The sequence below is a fragment of the Arthrobacter woluwensis genome, assembly GCF_900105345.1.
Lineage (GTDB): Bacteria > Actinomycetota > Actinomycetes > Actinomycetales > Micrococcaceae > Arthrobacter_E > Arthrobacter_E woluwensis.
The window spans coordinates 680,419-695,853 of the sequence record NZ_FNSN01000003.1; the positions used below are offsets into that span (position 1 = coordinate 680,419).

Below are 15,435 nucleotides of genomic sequence, written 5' to 3' on the forward strand. Positions count from 1 at the left end.
GGGTGACCGCGGTGGGCATCACTGAACCCCGCCGACGAGGCAGCGCCGGATGGCCGGCGTCGTCGCGCTGAGCGGGGCGCGGGAGCCGCCGCGGGAGGGGCGTCGACTCTTGACGGAGGAGTTGCCGGTCGGGCAGGGTTGACGCAATTTGGGAGCGCTCCCAAACGCTCGCCGCGGCGAGTCTTCCCTCACGAAGGAGTGATATGAGTTTCAGGAGAATGCGCGCGTCGGCAGCCCTGGCGTCCGCGCTCTTGCTCGGAGCGGGGTCTGTCCTGCCGGCCCAGGCCGCGGTCGACGATCCAGGCGGTGGTCCGGGGATCAGCGGATCGGCCCTGTTCGCGGACCCACTGAGCACGACGCTGGCCGCCGCGCAAGGACTTCAAGGGCAGGCGCGCTCCGACGCGCAGCTGCTGGCCAGCATTCCGTCGGCGACCTGGCTGGCGGGTGGCACGCCCCAGGAGGCGCGGGCGAAAGCCGATCGGGTCGTCACGGCGGCCGCGAAGTCCGGCACGGTCCCGGTGCTCGTCGCCTACAACCTGCCGTTCCGGGACTGCGCCCTGTACTCGGCCGGTGGCGCCGCGGACACCAAGGCCTACAACGCGTGGATCGACGGGGTCGCGGCAGGAATCGGCAACCGCCGGGCGATCGTCCTCATCGAGCCGGACGGTCTCGGCGTGATCCCGTTCCACACGACGCTCGACGGCTCACTCGATTCCTGCCGGCCCGAAGGGGCCGACCCCGAGAGCGCCTCGGACGCGCGATTCGAGCAGCTGAACCACGCCGTCGACGCCTTGAGCGCGTTGCCCTCCGTGGCCACGTATCTCGACGGCACCAATGCCGCGTGGCTGAACGTCGGGGAGATCTCCTCGCGTCTCGTCCGCGCCGGCGTGGGCCGGACGACCGGGTTCTTCCTCAACGTGTCGAACTACTTGTACACGAAGAACTCGAACGCCTACGGCACGTGGGTCTCGTCCTGCATCGCCTACGCCACCGAGGTCGCCCCGGGCAGGTTCAAGGACTGTGGGGACCAGTTCTGGAATGGCGGCCCGGCCAACGACTGGCAGGGTGTCGCGATGTCGCAATACGGCGAGTGGAGCGCGGGCGCCGCGGACCCCGCGCTCGACACGGCGGGGGTGGACTCGCGGTACGCCGCCCAGCTGGGTGGCGTCAAGCCGACCGCGCGTTTCATCGTCGACACCAGCCGCAACGGCATCGGTCCTTGGCAGTATCCGGTGGGCGTGTATCCGCAGCACGAGGACTGGTGCAACCCTCCTGGGCGAGGTGCGGGTCAGAGGCCCACCACCAGCACGGGTGTGGATCTCGCGGACGCGTACCTGTGGGTCAAGGTTCCGGGCGAGTCTGACGGGCAGTGCTATCGCGGCACGGCAGGGCCTCTGGACCCGGCGCGGGGTATCCAGGATCCGCCGGCCGGGCAGTGGTTCCCTGAGCAGGCGCGTGAACTCGTCGCGAACGCGGTGCCCGCGCTGGCGCCGCTCACGTGCGAGGTGACGGTGACGCCGACCGGGCACGGTGCCTCGTTCTCGCAGACCCTGCGCCTCCGCAATCTCGGGTCGGAGACGGCTACGCCCTGGGTGCTGAGCTGGACCTTCGGCGGCGACCAGAAGGTCAAGGCCGTGCCCGGCGCGACGTTCGTGCAGCGTGGCGCCGAGGTGTCGGTCAGTGCGCGCGGCAGGGCCACGTCCCTGGCGCCCGGCGCTGAAACGTCCCTCGTCGTGCGGGGCGTCGGAGCGGCCGACGCGCCGTGGCAGTTCCGCCTCAACGGCGCGGCCTGCGCGACCCGCTGAGCCCGCCCGGGCCGGCGGAGGGGGACCTTCCGCCTGAAGAATCCGGGATCAATGAAATCCATTGACACGCGTGGGAGCGCTCTCATACACTCAAATTCCTTTTGGGAGCGCTCCCACGCCCCACCTCTCGCATCATCACACGCACACAAAGGAGTGCCCGTGAAACTCACCCCACGCAGATTGCTCGTCCCCGTCGCGGCGGCCGTCGCCGCCGCATCCCTGGTGCTGACCGGCTGTTCCAGTGGCGACACCCCGTCCGATCCGAATGCCCCCGTCACCCTCACCGTCGCAACCTTCAACGACTTCGGGTACACCGATGCGCTGCTGAAGGAGTACACGGCGTCCCACCCGAACGTGAAGATCGTGCACAACCGGGCCGCCACCAGCAACGAGGCCCGCGAGAACTACTTCCAGAAGATCGGCAAGTCCGGCCTGGCCGACGTCGAAGCCATCGAGGTCGACTGGCTTCCCGAGGTCATGAAGTACTCCGATCTGCTCGCACCGGTCGACGCGAAACTCAAGGACCGCTGGCTCGACTGGAAGACCGCGGCCGCCACGGACAAGGACGGAAACCTCATCGGCTACGGCACCGACATCGGCCCGGAAGCTGTCTGCTACCGCAGTGACCTGTTCGCCGCCGCCGGTCTTCCCACCGATCGTGAAGCCGTGGCCAAGCTGCTCCAGGGCGACTGGGACCACTACTTCGACGTGGGCGCGAAGTACACCGCCGCCACGGGCAAGCCCTTCTTCGACTCGGCCGGCGGGACCTACCAGGGCATCGTCAACCAGATCGAGGCCGCCTATGAGGACCCCAAGAGCGGTGAGGTCACCGCGACGACGAACGCCGAGGTCAAGACGGCTTACGACAAGGTTCTGAAGGCCAGCAGGACGCAGTCGGCGCACCTCAGCCAGTGGTCACCCGACTGGATGAAGGGCCTGTCGAACGGCTCCTTCGCCACGATGCTCTGCCCCGGATGGATGCTGGGCGTGATCTCGGGCAATGCCAAGGGCGTCAAGGGTTGGGACATCGCCAATGTCTTCCCCAACGGCGGCGGCAACTGGGGCGGTTCGTATCTGACGGTGCCCAAGAACGGGAAGAACGTCAATGCCGCGCAGGAGCTTGCGGACTGGCTGACGGACCCCGCTCAGCAGATGAAGGCGTTCTCCAACGCCGGAACCTTCCCGAGCCAGCAGAAGGCGCTCACTGACAAGACCCTGCTCGGCTCGACCGACAAGTACTTCAACAATGCGCCCGTCGGCAAGATCCTGTCCGAGCGCGCGAAGGCCGTGACGGTGGCGCCGTTCAAGGGGCAGCGCTACTTCCCGATCAACGACGCGATGCAGAAGGCCCTGACCCGCGTGGAGGAACGGACCCAGGACGCGGAGACCTCCTGGAAGCAGTGGACTGACGAAGTCAAGGCACTGAAGTAACGCCGCGGCGGGGCCGCTTCCCGTTCATCAGGGCGGCCCCGCCCCTACCCGCCTTCCCGCCCGGACAACCCACTAGGACCTGTCATGACCACTGTCACGCCGCGGCGTTTCGGCTTCGGAGCGCGCCTCTCGCGCTGGGACCTGAAGTTCTCGCCCTACCTCTACATTTCGCCGTTCTTCCTGCTGTTCCTCGTCGTGGGGCTTTTCCCCATCGCCTATACGGCGATCATCTCGTTCATGGACTGGGACCAGGTCCGCGGCAAAGGGACCTGGATCGGATTCGACCAGTACGCCTACGTGCTGGGCCAGCCGAAGTTCTGGATCGCCCTCCGCAACACCTTCAGCATCTTCCTGCTCTCCAGCGTTCCTCAGATGGTGTTCGCGGTGTTCCTCGCCGCGCTCCTCGACCAGAACCTGCGCGCGAAGACTTTCTGGCGCATGGGAGTGCTGCTGCCCTACGTCGTCGCGCCTGTCGCCGTCGCGCTCATCTTCTCGAATCTGTTCGGTGACCGGTACGGCCTCGTCAACACCGCGCTGCAGGGCATCGGCCTGGAGCCGATCCCGTGGCACACCAACGCTTTCGCCAGTCACATCGCGATCGCCACGATGGTGAACTTCCGCTGGACGGGCTACAACACGCTGATCCTGCTGGCCGCGATGCAGGCCATCCCCCGCGACTATTACGAGGCCGCGACGGTGGACGGCGCGGGCCGGTTCCGCCAGTTCTTCGCCATCACGCTGCCGAGTCTGCGCCCGACGCTCATCTTCGTCGTCATCACGTCCACCATCGGCGGTCTGCAGATATTCGACGAGCCCCGGATGTATGACCAGTACGGGACCGGGGGGTCGAACAGCCAGTGGCTGACCATCTCCCTGTACCTCTACAACATCGGCTGGGGCGAATGGAACTTCGGACGCGCGGCCGCCCTGGCCTGGCTCCTGTTCCTCATCGTGCTCGTCATCGGCGCGATCAACATGCTCATCACCCGCGCCCTGGTGCGCACGGACGGAGACCAGCGATGACCACCGCGACGCGCACCACCGCCCGTGACCGCGTCACCACGACGGCGCCCACCCCGCCCGCCTCGCCGCGCACCCGACGCGTCCGCGGCGCCCGCCCCGGATGGTTCGTGTACGGGTGCCTCGGCCTCGTCCTGGCCGGAAGCGTCTTCCCGTTCTACTGGTCGTTCCTGATCGGTTCGGGGGACGCCTACACGCTCCGGGACCCTCACATGTCCTGGATCCCCGGCGGCAATTTCCTCGCCAACGCCCTGACCGTGGTCAACGATCCGGCGTTGAACTTCTGGAAGGCCCTGTGGAACTCGGTCTTCACCTCGGCGCTGATCGCGCTCTCCGTGGTGTTCTTCTCGACGCTCGCAGGCTGGGCGTTCGCCAAGCTCCGCTTCCGTGGGCGTGGCTGGCTGCTCGCGTTCGTCGTCGGGACCATGGCGGTGCCGACCCAGCTGGGTGTCGTCCCGCTGTATGTGCTCTTCAATGAGCTCGGCTGGACGGGCAAGACGGGCGCCGTCATCGTCCCCGCGCTCGTGAGTGCTTTCGGCGTGTTCTGGATGACCCAGTACCTGCAGCAGGCGGTGCCGGATGAGCTGATCGAGGCGGCCCGGATGGACGGGGCCAGCTCCTTCCGCACCTTCTGGACCATCGGCCTGCCGGCAGCCCGTCCCGCGGCGTCGATGCTCGGGCTGTTCACGTTCGTCTCGGCCTGGAACAACTTCTTCTGGCCGTTCATCGTGCTCGACCGGCAGGACCCGACCCTTCCGGTGGCCCTGTCGCTGCTGCAGTCCAACCATTTCGTCGACTACTCGATCGTGCTCGCAGGTGTGCTGCTGTCGACCATCCCGTTGCTGATCCTGTTCGCCGGAGCAGGAAAGCAACTGGTCAGCGGCATCATGCAGGGTGCGGTGAAAGGATGACCCGTATGTCCCGACCCTTCCCGGAGAAGTTCCTCTTCGGCGCCGCGACCGCCGCGTATCAGATCGAGGGCGCCGCCTTCGACGACGGGCGCACCGCGTCGATCTGGGACGCGTTCAGCCGGGTCCCCGGGGCCGTGGTGAACGGCGACACCGGGGACGTGGCGTGCGACCACTACAACCGGTACCCCCAGGACGTCGCGCTCATGCGGGAACTGGGCCTGCAGAGTTACCGGTTCTCGGCGTCGTGGTCGCGCGTGCGGCCGGACGGCGGGGCGGTGAACCCGGCCGGCGTCGCGTTCTACGACCGCCTGGTCGACGAGCTCCTGGAAGCGGGCATCCTGCCCTGGCTGACGCTCTACCACTGGGACATGCCGCAGGCACTGGAGGAGAAGGGCGGCTGGACCGTCCGCGAGACCTCGGACCGGTTCGTCGAGTACGGGCTCACCCTGCATGACGCGCTCGGCGACCGGGTGCGGCACTGGACGACGCTGAATGAGCCGTGGTGCTCGTCGTTCCTCTCTTACACCGCGGGGGCGCACGCCCCGGGCCGGTACGACGTCGGCGACGGACTGCTCGCCGCCCACCACCTGCTGCTCGCCCACGGCCGCATGATCGAGGCCCTGCGCGAGCGGGATGACGCGCTGGAATGCGGGATCACGCTCAACCTGACGGTCGCGGACGCCGCGGATCCGCAGGATCCCGCCGATCTCGACGCCGCCCGGAGGATCGACGGACAGTTCAACCGGTGGTTCCTCGACCCGGTGCTCCAGGGCTCCTACCCGGAGGACACCGTGGAAGACATCCGAGCGGCGCACCCGGAAGCGGTGACACGGTGGGAGGCGGCCGTCCAGGACGGAGACCTCGCCTCGATGTCCACGCCACTCGACTGGCTGGGCGTCAATTACTACCACGGTGAGCTCGTGTCGGGGCATGCTCCCCGGCGCGCGGACGAGCAGGCGCCGGGAGGCGATGCCCACGTCTCCCGGCGCACGGAGTCGCCGTTCCCGGCCGCCGAGGGGGTGCACTGGGTCGAACGCGGGCTCCCGCGCACCGGCATGGACTGGGAGGTGCAGCCCGACGGCCTGCGGCGGGTGCTGCAGCGCGTCGCCGAGTCCGCCCCCGGCCTGCCGCTGTACGTCACCGAGAACGGTGCGGCGTACGACGACGAACTCGTGGACGGCCGGGTTCCCGACACGGAGCGCGCCGCGTTCCTGAAGGACCACCTCGGCGCCGTCCTCGCGGCGATCGACGCGGGAGCCGACGTCCGCGGCTACTTCTACTGGTCGCTGCTCGACAACTACGAGTGGGCCTGGGGATACGAGAAGCGGTTCGGGATCGTCCGCGTCGACTACGAGACGCAGGAGCGCCTGGTGAAGGACTCGGGGCTGGAATACCGGCGCATCATCGCCGAACGCGCCGTGTGAGGCCGTCCGCGCGGCCCGGCTCACGCACCGGTGCGGATCGGGGGATCCCCGGTCCGCACCGGTGCGTGGCCCCGCCGCTGCCCGAAAGGCGGGCAGTGTAAGATCACGGCTGTCATCCGCGACGAACCCGAAGCGTATGCAGGAGAACGGAGCAGGGGTGGATCACAAGGAAAACGCGGCCCGGCCGACACTGGAAGAAGTCGCGGCCGCTGCCGGGGTGTCCCGATCCACGGTGTCGCGGGTGGTGAACGGTTCCACCGCGGTGAGTGCTGAGGCCCTGGAAGCAGTGGAAGCCGCCATCGAACGGCTCGGCTACGTGCCGAATCGCGCCGCACGCTCCCTGGCCACCCGCCAGACCCATGCGATCGCCCTGGTCGTTCCAGAGGACACCACCCGCTTCTTCGGAGACCCGTTCTTCGCCGCCGTGGTGGCCGGGATCAGTGACCGGATCGCCCGTTCGGACTATGTCCTGAACCTGCTGGTGGCCAGCGACGATCCGGACGGGCGGGTCACCGGCTTCGTCCGCAACGGCGGCGTGGACGGGGCGATCGTCCTCTCGTATCACACGAGCGATGCCTTCATCGACAGCATCGTCGAGGCCGTTCCCGTGGTCTTCGGCGGCCGCCCGTGGGCCGAGCGGGAGAGCGACTACGTCGTCGACGTCGACAATGTCACCGGCGCGCGGTACGCCGCCGACCACCTGATCAGCACGGGACGCACCAGGATCGCGACCATCACCGGTTCCCTGTCGATGGGGGCCGCGGAGGACCGGCTCCAGGGATTCCGCAAGGCGCTCCTCGACGCCGGGCTGGAACCCTTCGCGGAAGTCCCCGGCGACTACTTCGAGGCCGACGGTGTCCGGGCCGCCCGCGAGCTGCTCGCCCGGGCCGCGGAACCGGGCGGGCGGCTGCCCGATGCGATCTTCGCGGCGAACGATCTCATGGCCCGGGGCGCGCTGGAGACCCTCACCGCGGAAGGGATCCGGGTTCCGGAAGACGTCGCGATCGTCGGTTATGACGACTCCCCGGTCGCGATCTCCACGAACCCGCCCCTGACCACGATCCGCCAGCCCCTCCATGCGCTGGGCGAGGCGACGGCCGGCGTCCTCATCGACCTGCTCACCGGGGCCACGCCGCCCCGCAGGACTGTCCTGGAGACCGAGCTCGTGGTGCGCGGATCCGCCTGAGTCCTGGCCCTCCGGTCCGGCGTAACCCCGGCGTGACAGCCGCGGCACTAGGCTGGAGGGATGGTGACACCGGAGAAGGAGCACGCCGAGCACGACGCCGCCGTGGCCCGTATTCAGACGGGCCTGACCACGGTCAGCAGGCGGGGGAGCGCCCGGCTGAGGCGCTCCAACCAGACGCTCTCGCCGGTGGACCATTCGATGCTGGAGTACATCCGTTCGCACCCCGGGTGCCGCGCCGTGGACATGGCCACCCACTTCGAGCTCAACCGGTCCACGGTGTCCCGGCAGCTCGCGGCGCTCACCCGCATGGGCCTCATGGCCGTGGTGGATCCGGAGTCCACGGCACGGAGCCAGGCCCTGCGCCTCACCCCGGAGGGCGAGGCGGCGCTGGAGACCTCGGCCCGCCTGCTCAATGAAGTCATGATCGAACGGCTCGCCGACTGGTCCAACGAGGACCTGGAGGCGTTCGCCGAAATGCTGGACCGCTTCAACGCCGCCATGGGGGAGAACTAGGACGTAGCGCCGGGAGGCCCCGGTCGCGCAGGAGCAGTCATCCGACCGAATGCAGGATGTGATCGCCGAGGATCGCGCGAGCGGTCTGCATCCCCCCGGACAGAGATGCGGAATCGAAACCGGCGTGGTCCAGGACTCGGTGGGCGATGTGCGAGCGTACCCCGGATCCGCACAGCACTCTGACTGGACGGTTGTCGACCGTGGCTTTCAACTCGTCGAGGCGCCCGCGAAGTTCGGTGTGCGGGATGTTGAGCGACCCCGGCAGGTGTCCAGAGGCGTACTCGTCACGGCTGCGGACATCCAGGATCAAAGCGTCGTGACGGAGGTGCTCCCACTCCTCGGCGTACCACAAGCGCAGGGTGCCGTCGAGGGCGTTCTGGCCCACCATTCCGACCAGGTTCACCGGGTCTTTCGCGCTTCCGTAGATAGGCGAATACGCGAGATCGAGATCGATCAGGTCTGCGACATGGAATTCAGCACGGATGGCAGTGGCAAGAACATCTATGCGCTTGTCGACGCCCTCTTTCCCGACCGCTTGTGCTCCAAGCAACAGACCGTCGTCTTTGCGGATGTGAACCACCAGGGAAAGCGGAGTTGCCCCGGGGAAGTATCCGGCGTGATTCGATGGATGAAGATGGAGGGTTTGGTGGTCGACGCCGGCCTTCCGCAGTGAGGCCCGGTTTGCACCGGTGGTTGCGGCCGTGAGTTCTCCGACGCGGATGATTGCAGTCCCCGTCGTTGCCGGTGCGGGCCGGGCCGATTCCGGTCGCACGAGGTGATCAGCGACCTGACGACCTGAGCGATTCGCGGGTCCGGCGAGGGTGACGGGGTGACGAGTGCCGGTCACATGGTCGGTCTGCAGGGTGGCATCCCCAGCTGCGTACACCCCGGGGAGGTTGGTGCGACCATACTCGTCCACGACTATGGCGCCCCGTTCGCACGCCACTCCGGCCTTTTCGAAGATGGCCGTGTCCGGCCGGACGCCGGCGGCCAGGACGAGGAGGTCCGCCTGGACCTGGTGGCCGTCAGAGAGGACGACCGTGTCGCGCGTGTCGCCGGACACGATCCTTTCCACCGTCGCGTTGGAGTGAACGGTGATGCCGAGCCTGCTCGCTTCGGTGGTGACGAGGGCGGCCAGCTCAGCTTCCACAGGGGACAGTATGTGCGGACCGCGTGTGACGAGGTCTACCTTGAGGCCCTGGGCTGCAAAGGCTTCGGCGGCCTCAACGCCGATGAAGCCCCCACCCAGGACGACTGCATGCCGCGCTCCTGATTCGAGCGCCGTGCGGTGTGCCAACGCGTCGTCAACGGTGCGGAGGGTGTGAACACGCGGTGAATCGAGTCCAGGAATGGCCGGGCGGAACACCGAGGCTCCGGGGGCGAGGATCAGTTCGTCGTAGTGGATCTGCTGTTCTCCGGCAGGCGTTTCCACGGTCACGTGGTGTGCGGAGGCATCCAGCCCGATGACGCTGTGTTCAAGTCGCACATCGATGTTCAACGCGGCTCTCAAGGATGCTGGGTTGTGAAGCAGGAGGTCTTCGGCCTCCAGGATCTCACCGCCTACATAGTAAGGAAGACCGCAGTTGGCGAATGAGACGTGACGCCCACGTTCCAGCACGACGATCTCGGCGTCTTCATCCAAGCGCCTTGCACGTGCTGCCGCGCTCATGCCGGCGGCGACGCCGCCAACGATGACGACTCGCATGGAGGGCCCCCTCACCGGCCGAAAATCCGCGAGAACAGACCCGGGCGGCTGTCGCGGGCCGCTGCGATCTCGGCTTCCGTGTGGACCTTATCGCACCACTGTGCTGCGGGCACGCTGCGCTTGACGGATGCGATGTGCTCGCCACATCCACTCCAGGTCGTCTTGCCGCACACCTTGCACGTTGTGGGATAGCACATTTCATCTCTCCGCTCTCAAATACTCCAGGGGGTATAAGTACGATACGGGTAGGGGTATATTGAATGTCAAGCTGGAATCGACAGGGAAGATGTGGGACGTGATGACAATGAACTCGGTGACTGACGGCCATGACGCGGATGCGAAGCGGAAGGTCGTCAATCGGCTCCGTCGCGCGCAGGGGCAGCTTGCCGCCGTGATTTCGGCAGTTGAATCGGATTCGCCATGTCGTGATGTGGTGCAGCAGCTTGCGGCCGTGTCGAAGGCGCTGGACCGCGCCGGTTTCTTGGTGATCTCCACGGCTCTGAAGGAGTGCCTCACGGCCCCGGAAGCGGATGGCGCCATGAATCCTGAAGAGCTGGAGAAGCTGTTTCTTTCCTTGGCGTGAGGAGGCTTCTTCGCTTGGCTGCCCCTAAGCTGAAAGTATGACGATCAGCGACGTTGGGCCCTCGCAGGACCAGGCCTATTACCGGGACACCTACCTTTTCGAATCCCCCGCCCAGGTGGTGGCCGCAGGCCAGGACGACGACGGCGCCTGGGTCGCCGTGAGCCCGAACATCTTCCACCCGAAGGGCGGCGGCCAGCCGTCCGATGAGGGCACCGTTAACGGCGTGCCGGTGGTCCCGTCCCGCACCGAGGAAGGTCTCGTGGTGCTGAGCGGCGACGGGCTGGCCCTGGACGAGGGCGCCGAGGTGGTCTGCGCGATCGACGAGACCCTGCGCAAGCGGCACGCCGCGCTCCACACCGCAGGTCACGTCCTGGGTCACCTGGGGGAGGCCCGCGGCTGGCAGAGCGCCGGCCACAGCCACTACCCGGGTCAGGCGCGTCTCGACTTCAGCCCCGAGGGCCTGGAATCAGAGCTCGCGACGCCGGAGCTGCGGGATGCGGTGCGCGCCGAGCTGCAGGAGGCGTTCGACGCCGTGCTCGCCCGCGGCGGCGCCGTCACCGCCACGACCGACGACTCCGGCCACCGCACCGTCACGATCGAAGGTGTGAACGCGGAACCGTGCGGCGGGACGCATGTCTCGGACCTGTCCCAGCTGAAGGACGTCCGCGTGCTCGAACTGAAGGTCAAGCGCGGCGCCCTCAAGGTCCGCTACGAGGCCGAGCACGCCTGACCGCAGGCCCTACCCGGCGATGGTCGCGTCGCCGGGGGTTCCGTCGGCTGCCACCTCGATGAGGATCACGTGGCCCCAGAACAGGTCGTCATCGTCGTAGTAGGCGGTCATCGAACCTTCCGGGTCGATGGAGAGCTCGCTGAGGCGGATGCGTTGGGCGAACGTGTCGGCTGTGATCGGAGCTTCGGGCGCTGCCTCGTCGTTCTCCTCCTGCGCGTCGTCCTGCCAATCGTTGGCCAGGTCGGTGAGCTTCTCCGCGGCGAAGGCCCGCCACCGCGCGTCGATGACGGACAGGTTTGCCACCAGTGTGTGCAGGCTGGCGAACGCTGCATGACAGGTCTCGGCGCCCAGGATGGCGGGTTCGTCGACGGCGAGCGTCACGGAGATGTCGCCGTCGCCCCGCGCGATCAGGCCTGAAAACCATCCGAAGGCGCGATCGAGCTCGAAATCGCCGAGGTCGGTGGCCATGGTGACGGGCTGGACCCACTGGGCCCTCCGCTCGAGGAGGAAACGGTTCTGCACGTCCCGTTCCACCACCTCGTCGAGGGCGAAGTGGTGCGTGAGATCGGGGACGGGCAGCTTGTACTTGGCGTACTCGGCAGGATCCGGGGTCGCGCGGCGTGCCCTGACCACGTACTGGGTCAGCGGTTTGAGGTCGTGAATCCACGTGTCGCGCTGCTCGTCGGTCGCGAGCCACGACAGGCGGCCCGATGCGTCCACTTCCGAGCCGTTTTCGTCACGGTAGGCCAGCACATCGGCCGAGGCCGTCCAGAGAACCGCGCCACCGGCTTTTCCCGCCCCACCGGTGTGCTGACCGGTGAGGACGGTGATCTCCACCGCGTCCGACGCGTGGCGCTTCTCAAAATCCAGGCGTTCCTGATCCCCCGACATACGGGTCACCCTACCTGGCCTGAGTCATCCCGCGCTCAGGCGTTGCGGCCCCGTGCCGCGATCTCCCAGCGCTCGACGACGGCGCCGTCGGAGACCACGGTGACCTCATCCACCAGGTTCACCGCGACGCACACGTGATTGGGAATGAGGCGCAGCCTGCTGCCCAGCGCGGGCAACGGTGCGTCCTCGGGCCACAGGACCGTCGCGTGATGCTCGGACAGGGCGCTGACCCGCGCGTCGGGCTCCTCCTGGACCCGGGCGAAGCCGCTCGCCCAGGCGGGGCGGTCGCCGCCGAGCATCTTGCTGCCGGCGTCGAGCACGATCCGGCGCGGAAGGTCCCCAGACCCTTCGTGGCGGCTGACCACGGTCGCGGCCACGGTCAGCGACACGTCCTCCGGCGCGCAGCGCCCGAGTTCGAGCTGCTGCGCGTCTCCGAACACGTAGACACCCGGCCGCAACTCCGTGGCGACAGAGTCCCCGGTGAGCAGCGCGGTCGGCGTCGAGCCGCCGCTGAGGACCTCGACGTCGTGCCCGGCCTCCCGGAGCGCGACGGCGGCCCGGTCCAGGGCGGCCCCCTCCTGGTCCACCGCGGTGCCGGGCATCCCCGGGGCGTAGCTGTGACCCGGGAACGTGAAGACACCGGCGACGCGGAAACCGGCGGCGCGGGCGGCGTCGGCGATCGCGGCCGCGTCCTCGGGCCGCACGCCGCTGCGGTGATGCCCGCTGTCGATCTCGACCAGCACGCCGAAGTCCGCGGCAGCCGGGCCCAGCAGACGGCCGGCCTCACGGACCGCCTCGACGGAATCCGTGCCGAAGGCGATCCGTGCCCGCTGCGAGAGAGCCCTGAGACGCTCCGCCTTCGCCGCGCTGAGCCACAGGGGGTAGGCGATGAACAGGTCGGTGGCGCCGTGGTCGGCGAAGACCTCCGCCTCGCCGATCGTCGCGACCGTCAGGCCCACCGCACCCGCCTCGAGCTGGAGCGCCGCGATCTGGGGGATCTTGTGCGTCTTCACATGGGGCCTGAGCGTCAGGCCCCGTTCCCGCACCCGTGAGGCCATGCGCTCGATGTTGCGGTGCAGGATGTCCCGCTCGATCAGGATGGCAGGGGTCTCGATCTCCTCCGGGATGCTGTGCATGGGTTCATTCTGCCGCACCGGATCGAGTGGTCACGATCGCCCGGTCACGCCGGCGAGGAGGCGTTCCTCCTCGTCAGAGCTCGATGAGCGCCGGGGTGATGTCGAGGCGCAGTCTCGTCAGCATCGACTGGAACTCGTCGAGGGGATGCTCCTCGGAGGCCGTGGCGATGCAGACGAGCCGCCCGGATCCGGGCGTGGCCAGTGGAGCGAAGTCGGCCACGACCTGATCCGCGGGATCGAAGAGGGGCAGGCCTGGCGCCACCCGCGCGATCGCGGGAGCCAGCCACGGCAGGTGCGTGCTCGAGAGGGACAGCCCGCCCAGCCGCCGGTGCTGTGAGCGCAGGGCCGCGATGAAGGCGGCGATCGGCTGCTCGACCTTCTCGGGGTCCAGGAAAGCCCCGGACTCGACCAGACCGATGAGGTCGTCGGCGGCCACGGCGTGCACGCGGTGTGCCTCCAGGCCCACGGCGTCCTCGATGAGCTGCGCGAGCGCGTCGCTCTGGATCAGGACGCTCGCTCCGGCGACCATCAGGGTGCTTTCGCCGGGGAGCGAGGCCAGCGCCGAGCGCACGGGAGGCACCACACCGAGCACCGGCACGCGCATCTGAGCGCGGAGTGGTTCGAGGACCGTCACGCTCGGCGCGTTGGAGGCCAGGATGATCGAGGCCGCGCCCAGGGATTCGAGGGCCTGGGCCGCCCGGCCGACGCTGGCCAGCAGGGCCTCTTCACTCTTGGCCCCGTACGGGAAACTCGCACGGTCGGCGAGGTACAGCACGTCCTGCCGGGGATACGCGGCGCGGATGCGGCGCACCAGGTCGTAGCTGCCGATTCCCGCGTCGAAGATGCCGACGGGGCGGTGCAGCGCGTCGGCGCCGGTGAAGGTCTCCACCGTCATCACGAGTCCCGCACCGCGTGCCGGAGGGTCTCGCCGTGCACGTCCTCCAGGGTCACGTCGACCACGAGGTGCTCGGCGACCACGACGGCGCGCACGCCCTCGGACACCTTGCTCACCACGGTGGACTCGACCTCCGTGAGGTCACTGTCCGGGGCCACGCTCACGGCGCATTCCGCGCGCCAGCGCACGTGCGGGGAGTCGCTGTCCTCGGGCCGGACGTCCACGTAGTTCACCTGGATGCGGCCGATTCCGCCGAACACGTTCCGCACGGCGTCGGCGAGATCCAGCGACGTCACCTTGACCGGTTCGCCACCGCCGGCGGCGATCGCCCGGGTGCTGCGCAGAGGACGGAGGTTCTCGCGGACCGCGCGCATCACGGCGGCGATCGCGCCGTCGTCGTTCCCCTGGTTCTCCTCCTCGGTGCGGAGGAGTGTGGCCAGGCCGGAATCCAGGTCCTTCTGGCGGGCACGCTCGGCGTGGCACCAGGGGCACTGGATTTCGTGGGCATCGGGTGGCCCGTCGAGATTCTGCAGGACGTCATCGCGTGTCCTGCCGCAGGGCAGGGTGCTCATGGCGTCGCCTCCTCTCCAGGATCGGTGGTCAAGGCCGCGCGGGCTCGTGCCAGGCGTCCGCGCAGGGTGGTCTCGGTGCTTCCCATGGCGAGTGCGGCGTCCCGGTAGCTCAGCCCGTGCACGGCCACCAGGAGGAACGCCTCGCGCTGCGCGAGCGGCAGCGCGGCCACCCGGCTCCACGCCCGCTCCAGTTCCAGTCTGCGCTCGGTCTGCTCTTCGGGCTGCGCGTCCTCGGGGGCCGCGAGCTCCAGGACCTGAGCGTCGAGGGAGTCTGCTTTGAGCCTATCCCGCGAACGGATCCTGTCCAGGCAGACGTTGCGGGTGATCGAGTACGCCCACCCGGTGAAGGCCGCACGGTCCTTCAGATGGGGGAGCCGCCGCCAGATGCGCAGCCAGGCCTCCTGGACGGCGTCCTCGGCTTCCGCCCAGTGCCCGAGCACACCACGGGCGAAGCTCCGCAAGGGACCATTCAGGCGGGTGACCAGGTGTTCGAAGGCGGCCGGATCACCCTCCTGGGCGCGGCCCACCCAGGGAACGAGTGAGTCGGGAACCCCCTGTGACATGTGGCCAGCCTAAGGCAGGATGGGAGTAAGCGGGAGCGGGGTCCCAGAACCCCTCACGACATGTGATGCA

Annotated in this window: 16 protein-coding genes; 9 read left to right on the top strand and 7 right to left on the bottom strand. The window is 68.4% G+C overall.

Annotated elements, in window-relative coordinates; all coding sequences use genetic code 11:
- Nucleotides 1–203: 203 nt before the first annotated feature.
- The 7 genes from BLV63_RS03740 to BLV63_RS03770 all read left to right on the top strand — a co-directional run bounded on the left by BLV63_RS03740 (nucleotide 204) and on the right by BLV63_RS03770 (nucleotide 8,290).
- Nucleotides 204–1,805 carry a glycoside hydrolase family 6 protein gene (locus BLV63_RS03740; protein WP_082724271.1) on the top strand — a complete coding sequence of 534 codons (1,602 nt, stop codon included), beginning with the start codon at nucleotides 204–206 and terminating at the stop codon, nucleotides 1,803–1,805.
- A 159-nt stretch (nucleotides 1,806–1,964) separates the two neighbouring features.
- A complete protein-coding gene (locus BLV63_RS03745) occupies nucleotides 1,965–3,236 on the top strand; it encodes an ABC transporter substrate-binding protein (protein WP_066216210.1) in 1,272 nt (423 codons plus the stop codon).
- Nucleotides 3,237–3,320: 84 nt separating this feature from the next.
- Nucleotides 3,321–4,259: a carbohydrate ABC transporter permease gene (locus BLV63_RS03750; protein WP_066216212.1), complete on the top strand. Its 939-nt coding sequence runs from the start codon at nucleotides 3,321–3,323 to the stop codon at nucleotides 4,257–4,259.
- Nucleotides 4,256–5,167 carry a carbohydrate ABC transporter permease gene (locus BLV63_RS03755; RefSeq protein WP_066216214.1) on the top strand — a complete coding sequence of 304 codons (912 nt, stop codon included), beginning with the start codon at nucleotides 4,256–4,258 and terminating at the stop codon, nucleotides 5,165–5,167. The genes BLV63_RS03750 and BLV63_RS03755 overlap by 4 nt, the downstream gene beginning before the upstream one ends.
- Before the next feature lie 5 nt (nucleotides 5,168–5,172).
- On the top strand, nucleotides 5,173–6,591 hold the full coding sequence (locus BLV63_RS03760; RefSeq protein ID WP_174521289.1) for a glycoside hydrolase family 1 protein: 1,419 nt from the start codon (nucleotides 5,173–5,175) through the stop codon (nucleotides 6,589–6,591).
- Nucleotides 6,592–6,748: 157 nt separating this feature from the next.
- A complete protein-coding gene (locus tag BLV63_RS03765) occupies nucleotides 6,749–7,777 on the top strand; it encodes a LacI family DNA-binding transcriptional regulator (protein ID WP_254780450.1) in 1,029 nt (342 codons plus the stop codon).
- Nucleotides 7,778–7,837: 60 nt separating this feature from the next.
- Nucleotides 7,838–8,290, top strand: a complete 453-nt coding sequence (locus BLV63_RS03770; RefSeq protein WP_066216220.1) for a MarR family winged helix-turn-helix transcriptional regulator — start codon at nucleotides 7,838–7,840, stop codon at nucleotides 8,288–8,290.
- A gap of 37 nt (nucleotides 8,291–8,327) precedes the next feature.
- Here the strand turns inward: BLV63_RS03770 and BLV63_RS03775 are convergent, their stop codons facing one another.
- Nucleotides 8,328–9,995 carry an FAD-dependent oxidoreductase gene (locus BLV63_RS03775; protein ID WP_066216222.1) on the bottom strand — a complete coding sequence of 556 codons (1,668 nt, stop codon included), beginning with the start codon at nucleotides 9,993–9,995 and terminating at the stop codon, nucleotides 8,328–8,330.
- A gap of 11 nt (nucleotides 9,996–10,006) precedes the next feature.
- Nucleotides 10,007–10,192, bottom strand: coding sequence for a DUF8730 family Cys-rich protein (locus BLV63_RS19230; RefSeq protein ID WP_074783991.1), 186 nt, complete (start codon nucleotides 10,190–10,192; stop codon nucleotides 10,007–10,009).
- Nucleotides 10,193–10,299: 107 nt separating this feature from the next.
- Between BLV63_RS19230 and BLV63_RS03785 the strand changes: the two genes are divergently transcribed.
- Nucleotides 10,300–10,578, top strand: coding sequence for a metal-sensitive transcriptional regulator (locus BLV63_RS03785; RefSeq protein WP_254780584.1), 279 nt, complete (start codon nucleotides 10,300–10,302; stop codon nucleotides 10,576–10,578).
- A 37-nt stretch (nucleotides 10,579–10,615) separates the two neighbouring features.
- Nucleotides 10,616–11,308, top strand: coding sequence for an alanyl-tRNA editing protein (locus BLV63_RS03790; RefSeq protein ID WP_066216226.1), 693 nt, complete (start codon nucleotides 10,616–10,618; stop codon nucleotides 11,306–11,308).
- Nucleotides 11,309–11,317: 9 nt separating this feature from the next.
- Here the strand turns inward: BLV63_RS03790 and BLV63_RS03795 are convergent, their stop codons facing one another.
- The 5 genes from BLV63_RS03795 to BLV63_RS03815 all read right to left on the bottom strand — a co-directional run bounded on the left by BLV63_RS03795 (nucleotide 11,318) and on the right by BLV63_RS03815 (nucleotide 15,365).
- Entirely contained in the window at nucleotides 11,318–12,199 is an 882-nt protein-coding gene (locus BLV63_RS03795; protein WP_066216228.1) for a DUF2262 domain-containing protein, read from the bottom strand.
- A gap of 35 nt (nucleotides 12,200–12,234) precedes the next feature.
- The gene (locus BLV63_RS03800) at nucleotides 12,235–13,335 is read right to left on the bottom strand and encodes a D-TA family PLP-dependent enzyme (RefSeq protein WP_066216229.1); all 1,101 of its coding nucleotides are present in this window, start codon (nucleotides 13,333–13,335) and stop codon (nucleotides 12,235–12,237) included.
- Nucleotides 13,336–13,408: 73 nt separating this feature from the next.
- The gene (locus BLV63_RS03805) at nucleotides 13,409–14,230 is read right to left on the bottom strand and encodes a glutamate racemase (RefSeq protein WP_066216231.1); all 822 of its coding nucleotides are present in this window, start codon (nucleotides 14,228–14,230) and stop codon (nucleotides 13,409–13,411) included.
- The gene (locus BLV63_RS03810) at nucleotides 14,230–14,802 is read right to left on the bottom strand and encodes a hypothetical protein (protein WP_066216232.1); all 573 of its coding nucleotides are present in this window, start codon (nucleotides 14,800–14,802) and stop codon (nucleotides 14,230–14,232) included. Before BLV63_RS03810 ends, BLV63_RS03805 begins: the two co-directional genes overlap by 1 nt.
- Entirely contained in the window at nucleotides 14,799–15,365 is a 567-nt protein-coding gene (locus BLV63_RS03815; protein WP_074783998.1) for an RNA polymerase sigma factor, read from the bottom strand. Before BLV63_RS03815 ends, BLV63_RS03810 begins: the two co-directional genes overlap by 4 nt.
- Nucleotides 15,366–15,435 lie beyond the last annotated feature (70 nt).

Coding starts and splice junctions, on each gene's coding strand:
- BLV63_RS03800 (WP_066216229.1), bottom strand. CDS start 13,335: ATGCACAGCATCCCGGAGGAGATCGAGACCCCTGCCATCCTGATCGAG.
- BLV63_RS03740 (WP_082724271.1), top strand. CDS start 204: ATGAGTTTCAGGAGAATGCGCGCGTCGGCAGCCCTGGCGTCCGCGCTC.
- BLV63_RS03815 (WP_074783998.1), bottom strand. CDS start 15,365: ATGTCACAGGGGGTTCCCGACTCACTCGTTCCCTGGGTGGGCCGCGCC.
- BLV63_RS03770 (WP_066216220.1), top strand. CDS start 7,838: ATGGTGACACCGGAGAAGGAGCACGCCGAGCACGACGCCGCCGTGGCC.
- BLV63_RS03760 (WP_174521289.1), top strand. CDS start 5,173: ATGTCCCGACCCTTCCCGGAGAAGTTCCTCTTCGGCGCCGCGACCGCC.
- BLV63_RS03795 (WP_066216228.1), bottom strand. CDS start 12,199: ATGTCGGGGGATCAGGAACGCCTGGATTTTGAGAAGCGCCACGCGTCG.
- BLV63_RS03805 (WP_066216231.1), bottom strand. CDS start 14,230: ATGACGGTGGAGACCTTCACCGGCGCCGACGCGCTGCACCGCCCCGTC.
- BLV63_RS03755 (WP_066216214.1), top strand. CDS start 4,256: ATGACCACCGCGACGCGCACCACCGCCCGTGACCGCGTCACCACGACG.
- BLV63_RS03775 (WP_066216222.1), bottom strand. CDS start 9,995: ATGCGAGTCGTCATCGTTGGCGGCGTCGCCGCCGGCATGAGCGCGGCA.
- BLV63_RS03810 (WP_066216232.1), bottom strand. CDS start 14,802: ATGAGCACCCTGCCCTGCGGCAGGACACGCGATGACGTCCTGCAGAAT.
- BLV63_RS03750 (WP_066216212.1), top strand. CDS start 3,321: ATGACCACTGTCACGCCGCGGCGTTTCGGCTTCGGAGCGCGCCTCTCG.
- BLV63_RS03785 (WP_254780584.1), top strand. CDS start 10,300: ATGAACTCGGTGACTGACGGCCATGACGCGGATGCGAAGCGGAAGGTC.
- BLV63_RS19230 (WP_074783991.1), bottom strand. CDS start 10,192: ATGTGCTATCCCACAACGTGCAAGGTGTGCGGCAAGACGACCTGGAGT.
- BLV63_RS03790 (WP_066216226.1), top strand. CDS start 10,616: ATGACGATCAGCGACGTTGGGCCCTCGCAGGACCAGGCCTATTACCGG.